Origin of the sequence: Curtobacterium sp. MCPF17_003, assembly GCF_003224385.1 — a bacterium.
GTDB classification, from domain to species: Bacteria; Actinomycetota; Actinomycetes; order Actinomycetales; family Microbacteriaceae; genus Curtobacterium; species Curtobacterium flaccumfaciens.
The window spans coordinates 35,326-47,366 of the sequence record NZ_QKLC01000023.1 but is presented as its reverse complement, the minus strand read 5'-3'; the positions used below and the strand labels follow the sequence as shown (position 1 = coordinate 47,366).

10 protein-coding genes are annotated in these 12,041 nt (G+C 68.9%); 3 read left to right on the top strand and 7 right to left on the bottom strand.

Annotated features, from left to right (window positions below):
* Positions 1-28: 28 nt before the first annotated feature.
* Positions 29-1,627, bottom strand: coding sequence for an ABC-F family ATP-binding cassette domain-containing protein (locus DEJ30_RS16555; protein ID WP_027465675.1), 1,599 nt, complete (start codon positions 1,625-1,627; stop codon positions 29-31).
* 115 nt (positions 1,628-1,742) lie between these two features.
* Here DEJ30_RS16555 and DEJ30_RS16550 point away from each other — a divergent pair, with 115 nt between their 5' ends.
* The gene (locus DEJ30_RS16550) at positions 1,743-2,342 is read left to right on the top strand and encodes a biotin transporter BioY (RefSeq protein WP_110862761.1); all 600 of its coding nucleotides are present in this window, start codon (positions 1,743-1,745) and stop codon (positions 2,340-2,342) included.
* A gap of 320 nt (positions 2,343-2,662) precedes the next feature.
* Here the strand turns inward: DEJ30_RS16550 and DEJ30_RS16545 are convergent, their stop codons facing one another.
* From DEJ30_RS16545 to sufB, 5 genes are read right to left on the bottom strand one after another with little or no spacing between them, the layout of a single operon-like run.
* On the bottom strand, positions 2,663-2,992 hold the full coding sequence (locus DEJ30_RS16545) for a metal-sulfur cluster assembly factor (RefSeq protein ID WP_017887270.1): 330 nt from the start codon (positions 2,990-2,992) through the stop codon (positions 2,663-2,665).
* Positions 2,992-3,765, bottom strand: a complete 774-nt coding sequence (gene sufC / locus DEJ30_RS16540; protein ID WP_110862760.1) for a Fe-S cluster assembly ATPase SufC — start codon at positions 3,763-3,765, stop codon at positions 2,992-2,994. Before sufC ends, DEJ30_RS16545 begins: the two co-directional genes overlap by 1 nt.
* 58 nt (positions 3,766-3,823) lie before the next feature.
* Complete coding sequence (locus tag DEJ30_RS16535) at positions 3,824-4,150, bottom strand: non-heme iron oxygenase ferredoxin subunit (protein WP_017887268.1); 327 nt, start codon at positions 4,148-4,150, stop codon at positions 3,824-3,826.
* The gene (gene sufD, locus DEJ30_RS16530) at positions 4,150-5,451 is read right to left on the bottom strand and encodes a Fe-S cluster assembly protein SufD (RefSeq protein ID WP_258370026.1); all 1,302 of its coding nucleotides are present in this window, start codon (positions 5,449-5,451) and stop codon (positions 4,150-4,152) included. Before sufD ends, DEJ30_RS16535 begins: the two co-directional genes overlap by 1 nt.
* Positions 5,452-6,870, bottom strand: a complete 1,419-nt coding sequence (gene sufB, locus DEJ30_RS16525) for a Fe-S cluster assembly protein SufB (RefSeq protein ID WP_027465678.1) — start codon at positions 6,868-6,870, stop codon at positions 5,452-5,454.
* 251 nt (positions 6,871-7,121) lie between these two features.
* Here sufB and DEJ30_RS16520 point away from each other — a divergent pair, with 251 nt between their 5' ends.
* On the top strand, positions 7,122-8,096 hold the full coding sequence (locus tag DEJ30_RS16520; RefSeq protein ID WP_051596734.1) for a heme A synthase: 975 nt from the start codon (positions 7,122-7,124) through the stop codon (positions 8,094-8,096).
* 429 nt (positions 8,097-8,525) lie between these two features.
* Here DEJ30_RS16520 and DEJ30_RS16515 read toward each other — a convergent pair whose 3' ends face one another.
* Positions 8,526-9,452 (bottom strand): heme o synthase, encoded by a 927-nt coding sequence (locus DEJ30_RS16515; RefSeq protein ID WP_110862759.1) that lies wholly within the window; start codon positions 9,450-9,452, stop codon positions 8,526-8,528.
* Between the two features lie 423 nt (positions 9,453-9,875).
* Between DEJ30_RS16515 and tkt the strand changes: the two genes are divergently transcribed.
* Positions 9,876-11,969: a transketolase gene (gene tkt / locus DEJ30_RS16510; RefSeq protein ID WP_110862758.1), complete on the top strand. Its 2,094-nt coding sequence runs from the start codon at positions 9,876-9,878 to the stop codon at positions 11,967-11,969.
* Positions 11,970-12,041 lie beyond the last annotated feature (72 nt).

The following is a 12,041-nucleotide window of genomic DNA, read 5'->3' as shown; positions in this document are numbered from 1 at the left end:
GTCCTGGTGTCCCACGACGCCGACCCGGCTACGCGAGCTCGATGAGCTCCGCGTAGTCCTTGTTCCAATGGTCCTCGGTGCCGTCCGGCAGCAGCAGCACGCGCTCGGGGTTGAGCGCCTCGACCGCGCCGGCGTCGTGGGACACCAGGACGACCGCGCCCTCGAAGCCGGCGAGGGCGTTGAGGATCTCCTCGCGCGAAGCCGGGTCCAGGTTGTTCGTCGGCTCGTCGAGCAGCAGGACGTTCGCGCCGGAGACCACGATCATCGCGAGCGACAGACGCGTCTTCTCACCACCGGACAGGACTCCGGCCTTCTTGTAGCCGTCGTCGCCGGTGAACAGGAACGACCCGAGCACCCGACGGGCCTCGGTCTCGTTGAGGTCGGTCGACGCCGACACCATGTTCTCGATCACCGTGCGGTTGATGTCGATGTTCTCGTGTTCCTGCGCGTAGTAGCCGATGCGCAGACCGTGGCCGGGCTGGATCTCGCCCGTGTCGGGCTGGTCGGCTCCCGCCAGGATGCGCAGCAGCGTCGTCTTGCCCGCACCGTTGAAGCCGAGGATGACCACGCGCGAACCACGGTCGATCGCCAGGTCGACACCCGCGAAGATCTCGAGCGACCCGTAGGACTTCGACAGCCCCTCGGCCATCAACGGGGTGCGGCCGCACGGGGCCGGGGTGGGGAAGCGGATCTTCGCGACCCGGTCGGCGACGCGCTCGTCCTCGAGGCCGGCGAGCAACTTGTCGGCACGCGCGACCATCTGGTGGGCGGCTGCTGCCTTCGAGGCCTTGGCGCCGAAGCGGGCGGCCTGGTCCTTGAGCGTGGCGGCCTTCTTCTCGGCGCCCGCGCGCTCCTTGCGGCGGCGCTCCTCGTCGGCGACGCGCTGCCGCTGGTACAGCTTCCAACCCATGTTGTAGATGTCGATGGTCTGCCGGTTGGCGTCGAGGTAGAAGACGCGGTTCACGACCTCGTCGACGAGCTCGACGTCGTGGGAGATGATGATGACGCCACCGGGGTAGGTCTTCAGGTGCTCGCGGAGCCACACGACCGAGTCGGCGTCGAGGTGGTTGGTCGGCTCGTCGAGGATCATCGTCTCGGCGTCCGAGAACAGGATCCGGGCGAGCTCGATGCGCCGGCGCTGACCACCGGAGAGCGTCTTGAGCTGCTGGTCGAGGATGCGGTCCGGCAGCTTGAGGTTCGACGCGATCGAGGCAGCCTCGGCCTCGGCCGCGTAGCCACCGAGCGCGTTGAACTGGTCGTCGAGGCGGCTGTAGCGGCGCATCGCCTTCTCGGCCACCGCCGCGTCGTCACTCGCCATGTCGAGGGTCGCGAGCCGGATGCCCTCCACGAGCTCACCGAGCCCACGGGCATCGAGGATGCGCTTCCGCGCGGTCTCCTCCGGGTCGCCCGAGCGGGGGTCCTGCGGCAGGTAGCCGATCTCGCCACCGCGCTCGATCTTGCCGCCGGTGGGCTGCGTCTCGCCCGCGAGGGCCTTGGTCATCGTCGTCTTCCCCGCGCCGTTGCGGCCGACGAGTCCGATCTTGTCGCCCTTCTCGACACGGAAGGACACGTCCTCCATGAGGAGACGAGCTCCGACGCGGATCTCGAGTTCGTGCACGGCAAGCACAGTGGACGTCCAATCAGTTGGTGGGTTTGCACAACGGTGTGTGCGTGAGGTGCACCGCTACGCTGACGGGACCGATGGTTCCGAACGGAACCAGCAGTCCATTCTAGGAGAATCCATGACGAACGCCACCGGGTTCGCTCCCCGCGCAGTCCTCGCCGACCGTCTGCGCACGCACGGTCTGGCCACCGACGCCGCCCTCGTCGCCGGCGGAGCCCTGTTCACCGCCGCGATGGCGCAGCTCCAGGTCCCGATGTGGCCGGTCCCGATCACCGGGCAGACACTCGCCGTCGTGCTCGTCGGCGCGACGCTCGGCGCACGTCGCGGCATGCTCTCGCTGCTCGTCTACGCCGTCGCCGGACTCGCGGGTGCGCCGTTCTTCGCCGACATGCAGGGCGGCCTGCAGGCCCTCGCCCTGCCGAGCTTCGGGTACGTCATCGGCTTCATCCCGGCCGCCGGGCTCGTCGGGTGGCTCGCGCGCCGCAACTGGGACCGCCACGTCGGGCGTGCCGCGGTGGCGATGCTGCTCGCGAGTGCCATCCCGTTCGTGACCGGCCTGCCGTACCTGGCCGTGGCGCTCGGGCAGCTCGGCGCCCCGAACGACGTCAAGTCGGTGCTCGCCGCCGGCCTGTACCCGTTCGTCGTCGGTGGCATCGCCAAGGCCCTCATCGCCGCCGGCATCCTGCCGCTCGCGTGGAAGGCCGTCGGCCGCCGCTGACGCCTGGCACGAGAACGGCCCCGCACCGATCGGTGCGGGGCCGTTCTGCGTCCGGTGCGGTGACGGACTGTCGGTCGGTCACGACTCCCCGCCAACTGGACGCCGAGTGGTCGGTCGGTCACGACTCCCCGCCAACTGGACGCCGAGTGGTCGCGTTCTGTCGCCTGGCGCGCGGTCAGCCGACAGAACGCGACCACCCGGCGAACGTGAGCGGGTGGTCTCGACCGCTCGGCGGCGCGCCCCGCGCGTGGCGCGCGCACAGACGGACGGGAGGCGCGGTGCCAGCTGGCACCGCGCCTCCCGTCCGTGGTGGGTCGCGACTAGATCGCGAACCCGAGGGCGCGCATCATCTCGCGTCCGTCGTCGGTGATCCGTTCCGGACCCCACGGCGGCATCCAGACCCAGTTGATCCGGAAGGCGTCCACGATGCCGTCGAGGGCGTTCGCGGTGTCACCCTCGATGACGTCGGTCAGGGGGCAGCCGGCGCTGGTGAGCGTCATGCTGATGACGAGCGCGTTGGCGTCGTCGTCCCAGGCGAGGTCGTAGATCAGGCCGAGGTCGACGATGTTCACGCCGAGCTCCGGGTCCTGGACCTCCTTCAGGCCCTCGACGACCTCGTCGAACTTGTCGGGAGCGAGTGCGGCGATCATCAGGCCTGCGCCTCGGCGGCAGCGGCCTGCACGTAGCGGTCGTAGCCCTCGTTCTCGAGGCGGTCGGCGAGCTCGGGGCCGCCCTGCTCCGCGACCTTGCCGGCGACGAACACGTGCACGAAGTCCGGCTTGATGTAGCGGAGGATGCGCGTGTAGTGCGTGATGAGCAGCACACCGAGGCCGGTCGCGGCCTTGGCGCGGTTGACGCCCTCGGAGACGATCTTCAGCGCGTCGACGTCGAGGCCGGAGTCGGTCTCGTCGAGGACGGCGAACTTCGGCTTGAGGAGCTCGAGCTGCATGATCTCGTGGCGCTTCTTCTCGCCGCCGGAGAAGCCCTCGTTGACGTTGCGCTCGGCGAACGACGAGTCCATCTTCAGGTCGGCCATCGACTGGCGGAGTTCCTTGATCCAGCCACGCAGCGCCGGAGCCTCACCGTCGATCGCCGTCTTGGCGGTGCGGAGGAAGTTCGACACCGTGACGCCGGGGATCTCGACCGGGTACTGCATCGCCAGGAACATGCCGGCACGGGCGCGCTCGTCGACGCTCATCGCGAGGACGTCCTGACCGTCGAGGGTGATCGTGCCACCGACGACGTTGTACCGGGGGTGCCCGGCGATCGTGTACGCCAGCGTGGACTTGCCGGAGCCGTTCGGCCCCATGATCGCGTGGATCTCGCCCTCGTTGATGGTGAGGTCGACACCCTTCAGGATCTCCTTGGTGCCCTGATCGGTGTCGATCGAGACCTTGAGGTCACGGATTTCCAGAGTGGACATTGCGTTCCTTCGGTTGCAGCTGTGGTGCGGCGTCAGCCGCGGGAAGTGGTGGGGGTGCTCAGTCGACCGGGACGACGTCCTGCACGTCGACGTAGACGTCGCCGTCGCGGACCTCGACCCGGAAGACCGGGACGGGCTCGTAGGCCGGGAAGTTCTGCGGCTTGCCGGTGGTCAGCGAGAAGCGGGACCCGTGGGCCCAGCACTCCAGCGAGTCTCCCTCGACGAAGCCCTCGGCCAGCGAGATGTCGCCGTGCGTGCAGGTGTCGCCGATGGCGTGGACCGTGCCGGACGAGTCCTTCACGATCGCGACCGCCGTGCCGCCGACGACCACGCGCATCGGGCTGTCCACCGCGATGTCGGCTTCGGCGCAGACCTTCTCGGCCATCAGGCGCTGGCCTCCGTGGCGCCGGCCTCGGCCGGTGCGGCGATGGCTTCGGCCGGTGCGGCGATGACCGAACGGCCCTCGGCCAGCTCCTGCTCGACCGCGGCGATGAGGCGTTCCTCGAGCTCGGGCGCACCGATCTTCTGGATGACCTCGACCAGGAAGCCGAGCACGACGAGGCGCCGGGCCTCTTCTTCCGGGACGCCGCGGGACTGCAGGTAGAACAGCTGCTCGTCGTCGAAGCGACCGGTCGCACTCGCGTGCCCGGCGCCCTCGATGTTGCCCGTCTCGATCTCGAGGTTCGGGATGCTGTCGGCACGGGTGCCGTCGGTCAGCACGAGGTTGCGGTTCTGCTCGTACGAGTCGGTGCCGTCGCCGGCGCGGCCGATCAGGACGTCACCGATCCAGACGGTGTGCGCGCCCTGGCCCTGCAGCGCCCCCTTGTAGTTGACCCGACCGCGCGTGTTGGGCGCGTCGTGGTTCACGTAGACCTGCTGCTCGATGTACTGGCCGGCGTCGGCGAAGTACACGCCGTACATCTCCGTGTCGGCGCCCTGCGCACCGAGGTGCGTCGACGGGTTGACCCGGATGACGTCGCCGCCGAGCGAGACCACGACGTGCTTGAGGAACGCGTCGCGACCGACCTCGGCGAAGTGCGTCGCGACGTGCACGGCGTCGTCGTCCCAGTCCTGCAGGCTGACGACGGTCAGTCGCGCGTTCTGCTGCGCGACGATCTCGACGTTCTCGCTGAGCAGGGCGCTGCCGCGGTTGTCGAGCACGACGATGCCCTGCGCGTTCGGCTCGGCCGTGATGACCGTGTGTGCGGCGCGGGGCTGCGACCCGAAGTCGGAGCGGGTCACCGTGATGAACTCGTGTGCCTCGGTGGCCTTGATCGTGATCGCCAGCACGGCGTCACGCGCGGTCCAGGCGGCGGCCGAGGCGCGGTCCTCGGGCAGCCCGGCGGAACCGACCCGCGGGTCGTCGCTCCGACCCCACTCGACGTCGGCACCCTCGGACTGGCGGGCGAGGTACGGGTAGGCGGATCCGTCGAGTCCGCCGTCCAGCAGCGGCTGGAGCTTGGCGAGCGGCGCGAACTTCCAGTTGACCTCTCGGCCGGTGACCTTCGGGAACGCCTCGACGTCGCCGGACTGGAACCGCTCGGAGCGGGTCTGGACCGGCACCTTCTTGTCGGGGGCGCCCCAGCCGCCGTCGGAGTGGGCTCCGGCGCCGTGCTGGGTGCCGCCCTGCGCTGCGGCAGCGGGCTCGATCGGCTGGTCGATGTGGGGAGGGGTGGTGCTGGACATCTAGCCGACGGATCCTTCCATGCTCATCTCGATGAGCTTGTTGAGTTCGAGTGCGTACTCCATCGGGAGCTCGCGGGCGATCGGCTCGATGAAGCCACGGACGATCATCGCCATCGCCTCGTCCTCGGCCATGCCGCGGGACATGAGGTAGAAGAGCTGCTCCTCGCTGACACGCGAGACCGTGGCCTCGTGTCCCAGCTGCACGTCGTCGACACGGATGTCGATCGCCGGGTAGGTGTCGCTCCGGCTGATCGTGTCGACCAGCAGGGCGTCGCAGCGCACGGTGTTGGCGGCGTGGTGCGCGGCCGGGTCGACCCGGACCTCACCGCGGTAGCCCGCACGACCGCCACCACGGGCGATCGACTTCGAGACGATCGACGACGTCGTGTACGGCGCCATGTGGATCATCTTCGCGCCGGCGTCCTGGTGCTGACCGGGGCCCGCGAAGGCGACGGAGAGCGTCTCGCCCTTGGCGTGCTCGCCGGCGAGGTAGATCGACGGGTACTTCATCGTGACCTTGGACCCGATGTTGCCGTCGATCCACTCCATCGTCGCGCCCTCGTGTGCGATCGCACGCTTGGTGACGAGGTTGTAGACGTTGTTCGACCAGTTCTGGATCGTCGTGTACCGAACGCGGGCGTTCTTCTTCACGATGATCTCGACGACGGCCGAGTGCAGCGAGTCGGACTTGTAGATCGGGGCGGTGCAGCCCTCGATGTAGTGGACGTACGAGTCCTCGTCCGCGATGATCAGCGTCCGCTCGAACTGACCCATGTTCTCGGTGTTGATCCGGAAGTAGGCCTGCAGCGGGATCTCGACGTGGACGCCCTTGGGGACGTAGACGAACGAGCCACCGGACCAGACGGCCGTGTTCAGCGCGGCGAACTTGTTGTCGCCGGCCGGGATCACGGTGCCGAAGTACTCCTCGAACAGCTCGGGGTGCTCACGGAGCGCCGTGTCGGTGTCCATGAAGATGACGCCCTGCTGCTCCAGGTCCTCGCGGATCTGGTGGTAGACGACCTCGGACTCGTACTGCGCGGCGACGCCGGCGACGAGGCGCTGGCGCTCGGCCTCGGGGATGCCGAGCTTCTCGTAGGTCGCACGGATGTCCTCGGGGAGGTCTTCCCACGACTGCGCCTGCTTCTCCGTGGAACGCACGAAGTACTTGATGTTGTCGAAGTCGATGCCCGTCAGGTCGGCACCCCACGTCGGCATCGGCTTGCGGCCGAAGAGCGACAGCCCCTTGAGGCGGTTCTTCAGCATCCACTCGGGCTCGTTCTTGAGGTTCGAGATGTCGGTGACGACCTCTTCCGAGATCCCACGACGGGCGGAGGACCCTGCCGAGTCGGAGTCGGACCAGCCGAACTCGTATTGGCCGAGCCCTTCGAGCTCGGGACGGTCGATGAGCACGTCGGACATGGTCTCCTCGTTTCCTTCTCGCGGGACAGCGTTACAGGTGTGAACCCGTGGCGTCTGGACGCCATTCCACCGCGGACCGCTGACATGCGGACCCGGTGCTGCTCCCTCGCAACGACAATGGTTCCACGCAGTCCGTGGAGTGATCGGCGATCTCGGCCCATTCGGAGCCGGCGCCTGCCTAGACTTGACTGCTGCTGAACCCTCGAATCCTACAGGTTCACTGCACGGAACAACAGGAAGGCACCACCCTCGTGACACGCGTCGGATCCCCCGTCGAGCAGGATCTCCGGACCGGACGGTGGTGGTCGCTCCCCCGCGTGGTGGACCGTCGCGTCGTCGCACTGGCCTGGGCGTCCTTCGTGGTCGAGGTCGTGCTGATCGGCACCGGGGGCCTGGTGCGCCTCACCGCCTCGGGCCTCGGATGCCCCACCTGGCCCAAGTGCACGGCGGATTCGCTGGTCTCCACGCCGGAGATGGGCATCCATGGCATCATCGAGTTCGGCAACCGCCTGCTCACCTTCGTGCTCGTGATCGTGGCCGTCGCGATGTTCCTCGCGGTCGTCCGGATGCTCCGCACGCGCCCCGAACTGTTCTGGCTGGCGTTCGCTCAGGGCGTCGCGATCCCGGTGCAGGCCGTCATCGGCGGCATGAGCGTCTGGACGAACCTGAACCCCTTCGTGGTCGGGCTGCACTTCGTCGTCTCCGCCGCCCTCACCTCGGTGACCGCTGCGCTGGTCTACCGGACGACGCACGGCCCGCGGACCGCACAGCGCCTCGTCCCCGGCTGGTACACGGGTGTCGTCCGCGGCACCGTCGCCGCCGTCGTCGTGACCGTGCTCGTCGGCATCCTCACCACCGGCAGCGGCCCGCACGCCGGAGCCGACGCCGCGGTCGACGGTGGGCGTCTGCACCGCACCGGGTTCGACCCCGCGGTCATGGAGCACGTGCACGCCTGGCCCGCGTACGCCCTCTTCGCGCTGACCCTGGTGCTCGTCATCGGAGCCGTCCGCCTGGGTCGTCCGAGCAAGTGGCCCCTGCTGCTGCTCGTCGTCGAGTTCTTGCAGATCGCCGTCGGCCTCACGCAGGCGCGCACGGGTCTGCCCGTCGGGCTCGTCGGCACGCACATGGTGCTCGCCGGACTGCTCGTCGGTGCGGTGACCGCCGTGGTGCTGTCGACGCGGGCCTCGGCCGGTAGAGACGCCGTCCGGGAACCCATCGACGCCTGACGCCCGGGCGCGTCGCGCGCTCGGCACCCGTTCTCCGACACCCCACGAGTCGTTCGACTCGTGGGGTGTCGCGTTGACGGTGGGCATGGCCAATGGGCGCACCACGCGCGGTCCGCAGCTGCGCGCGTCCGCCCCGCGGCCGACGCCGGCAGCGCCGGCATGGAGGCCCGCGGCGGGCCCGCACCGTGCCTCCAGGCCGCCCGTGCCCAGCACAGAGCGCCGGCGTCGTCCGGAGACACCGCGGAGCGCGCGAGACGCCGCCGGATTCGGCGGCGTCTCGGCGGATGGGTGGGCGTCGTGCCGACACGACGGCGTCGTACGAACAGGACCGCATCGCGTCGACACGACGGCGTCAGCCGCACACGACGGCGTCAGCCGGACACGACGGCGTCCTGCGGACCGAGCGCGCGCGGGCGCCCGCTCGACCGCCTAGAAGGTGAAGACCTGCGGCAGCAGCGGGTCGATGCCCACGGCGATGAAGAGCAGCGTCAGGTACGTGATCGAGCTGTGGAAGACGCGCATCGGCTGCACGTGCTCGACGTGCTGGATCGCCCGCGAGTACAGGCGGTGCGACTCGAGGACGAACCAGACACCGCCGGCCAGCGCGACGACCGTGTAGAGCGGCCCCATGTGCCCGACCGGGATGAGCAGGAGCGAGCAGACGAGCGTCGCCCAGGCGTACAGCACGACCTGCAGGCCGACGACGGTTCGGCCGCGAACCACGGCGAGCATCGGCACGTCGGCCGCGTCGTAGTCGTCGCGGTACTTCATCGACAGCGGCCAGTAGTGCGGCGGCGTCCAGAGGAAGATCACCATGAACAGGATGACCGGGGTCCAGGTCAGCGACCCGGTGACGCCCGCCCAGCCGATGAGCACCGGCATGCAGCCGGCCGAGCCGCCCCAGACGATGTTCTGCGGGGTGCGGCGCTTGAGCCACAGCGTGTAGACGAACACGTAGATGAGGATCGCGATGACGCTCAGCGCCGCGGCGAGCCAGTTCACCAGGAACCCGAGCACCGCGGTCGACAGGATGCCGAGCACCCACGAGAACACGAGCGCTTCGCGGTCGGACAGCTCACCGGTGACGAGCGGGCGGGTGCTGGTCCGCTTCATCAGCCGGTCGATGTCGCGGTCGATGTAGCAGTTGAACGCCGACGCCGAACCGGCCGACATCGCTCCGCCGAGCATCGTCCAGAAGACGAGCCACAGGTCGGGGACGCCGCGTTCGGCGAGGAACATCGTCGGCGCCGTGGTGACGAGCAGCAGCTCCATCACGCGCGGCTTCGTCAACGAGACGTACGCACGGACCTTGCGGGACAGCGGCGATCGGGGTCGATCGGTGTCGGGCCGGGTCACGGTGGCAGTCGGCAAGAGAACCTCAGTCTGTTCGCATCAGCTCGCACACTCGGTGGACGACTGCGACGGCGTCCGGGCATGCGCTGACCCGGAATGTCCACGGGTCCCGACCAGTTTACGTGATCGAAGCGCCGCGACGGTGCCCCGCTCCGACATCCCGGCGTGATTCGGAGCGCTCGACACGCCCGGATCGACCGTCGTCGGCCACCCCGGTGTGAACATCGGGGGTCACCTGAACCCCTTCTGAGTACCGGGTCACTATGCTGGACACGCCCTCCCGCAGTGCGCGCCCCGATGACGTCGGCCGCGATGAGCCGGTCGGCCGCCGCTAGACGGCGACACGACTCGGCCCCGGGATGGCCACATGTCCGTGCGATGGCACGAGCCCTCGCACATGTCGCATCAAGAAGGGTCAACATCCAAGTGGCTGAATTCACCTGGGACGCCATCGACCGGAAGGCCGTCGACACGGCCCGCGTTCTCGCCGCCGACTCGGTCGAGGCCGCCGGCAACGGTCACCCCGGCACCGCGATGAGCCTCGCTCCGCTCGCCCACCTGCTCTTCCAGAAGGTGATGCGTCGCGACCCGAGCGACTCCACCTGGATCGGCCGCGACCGCTTCATCCTCTCCGCCGGTCACGCCTCGATCCTGCAGTACGTGCAGTTCTACCTGCACGGCTACGGGCTCGAGATCGAGGACCTGCAGCACCTGCGCAAGTGGGGCTCGAAGACCCCGGGTCACCCGGAGTACGGCCACACCGACGGCGTCGAGATCACCACGGGCCCGCTCGGCCAGGGCCTCGCGTCCTCGGTCGGCTTCGCCTACGCCCAGCGCTTCGAGCGCGGCCTGTTCGACCCGGAGACCCCGGCCGGCCAGTCGCCGTTCGACCACTACACCTACGTGATCGCCGGCGACGGCGACATGCAGGAAGGCGTGACGAACGAGTCCGGCTCGCTCGCCGGCCGTCAGCAGCTCGGCAACCTCATCGCGTTCTACGACTCGAACCAGATCTCGATCGAGGACAACACCGACATCGCGTTCTCCGAGAGCGTCGCCGACCGCTACGAGGCGCTCGGCTGGCACGTCCAGGTCGTCGACTGGAAGAAGACCGGCGAGTACTCCGAGGACGTCGAGGAGCTCCACGCCGCGATCGAGGCCGCCAAGCAGGTCACCGACAAGCCGTCGCTCATCGTCCTCAAGACGATCATCGGCTGGCCGTCGCCGACCAAGCAGAACTCGGGCAAGATCCACGGTTCGGCGCTCGGCGCCGACGAGATCAAGGGCCTCAAGGAGGTCCTCGGCTTCGACACCGACAAGACCTTCGAGGTCGCCCCCGAGGTCCTCGAGTACACCCGCGGCGCCGTCGCCAAGGGCCAGGCCGAGCACGCCGAGTGGCAGAAGACCTTCGACGCGTGGGCCGCGGCCAATGCCGACAAGAAGGCGCTGTTCGACCGTGTCCAGTCGAAGGAGCTCCCGGAGGGCCTCGAGGCAGCGCTCCCGGTGTTCCCGACCGACAAGGCCGTCTCGACCCGTGCCGCCTCCGGCAAGGTCATCAACGCCATCGCGCCGCTGATGCCCGAGTTCTGGGGCGGTTCGGCCGACCTCGCCGAGTCGAACCTCACCACGATCGAGGGCGCCAAGTCCTTCGGTCCGGCCGAGGCCTCGACCTCGACGTGGAGCACCGACCCGTACGGCCGCGTGCTGCACTTCGGCATCCGCGAGCACGCGATGGGCTCGATCCTCAACGGCATCGTCCTGCACGGGAACACCCGCCCCTTCGGTGGCACGTTCCTCATCTTCAGCGACTACATGCGTCCGGCTGTCCGTCTCGCCGCGCTCATGCAGGCGCCGGCGATCTACGTCTGGACCCACGATTCCATCGCCCTCGGCGAGGACGGCCCGACGCACCAGCCGATCGAGCAGGTCTCGTCGCTCCGCGCGATCCCCGGTCTCGACGTCGTCCGCCCGGCCGACGCCAACGAGGTCGCGTACGCGTGGCTCGAGATGCTCAAGCACACCGACCGCCCGGCCGGCATCGCGCTGAGCCGTCAGAACCTCCCCGTGTTCGAGCGTGGCGAGGGTGACGCCTCCGGTGAGGTCTTCGCCTCGGCGAAGAACGTCGCCAAGGGTGCGTACATCCTGGCCGAGGCGCCCAACGGCACCCCGGACGTCATCCTCATCGCGACTGGTTCCGAGGTCCAGATCGCGGTCGAGGCACGCGAGCAGCTCAAGGCCGAGGGCATCAACGCCCGCGTCGTGAGCGCCCCGTCGATCGAGTGGTTCCGCGCCCAGTCCGAGAACTACCAGGACCAGGTGCTCCCGAAGAACGTCACCGCTCGCGTGTCGGTCGAGGCCGGCATCGCCATGAGCTGGCGCGACATCGTCGGCGACAAGGGCCGCAGCGTCTCGATCGAGCACTTCGGTGCATCGGCCGACTACCAGACGCTCTTCAAGGAGTTCGGCTTCACGACGGAGCACGTCGTGGCCGCCGCGAAGGAATCGATCGCAGCTTCCTGACCTGCAAGGGCCGGGTCCGGTTTGCCGGATCCGGCCCTTCTTCCGGGAGGCCCGGCTCGGTTCCGCCACGGG

Coding starts and splice junctions, on each gene's coding strand:
- DEJ30_RS16535 (WP_017887268.1), bottom strand. CDS start 4,150: ATGGCCGAGAAGGTCTGCGCCGAAGCCGACATCGCGGTGGACAGCCCG.
- DEJ30_RS16545 (WP_017887270.1), bottom strand. CDS start 2,992: ATGATCGCCGCACTCGCTCCCGACAAGTTCGACGAGGTCGTCGAGGGC.
- sufB (WP_027465678.1), bottom strand. CDS start 6,870: ATGTCCGACGTGCTCATCGACCGTCCCGAGCTCGAAGGGCTCGGCCAA.
- sufC (WP_110862760.1), bottom strand. CDS start 3,765: ATGTCCACTCTGGAAATCCGTGACCTCAAGGTCTCGATCGACACCGAT.
- DEJ30_RS16550 (WP_110862761.1), top strand. CDS start 1,743: ATGACGAACGCCACCGGGTTCGCTCCCCGCGCAGTCCTCGCCGACCGT.
- sufD (WP_258370026.1), bottom strand. CDS start 5,451: ATGTCCAGCACCACCCCTCCCCACATCGACCAGCCGATCGAGCCCGCT.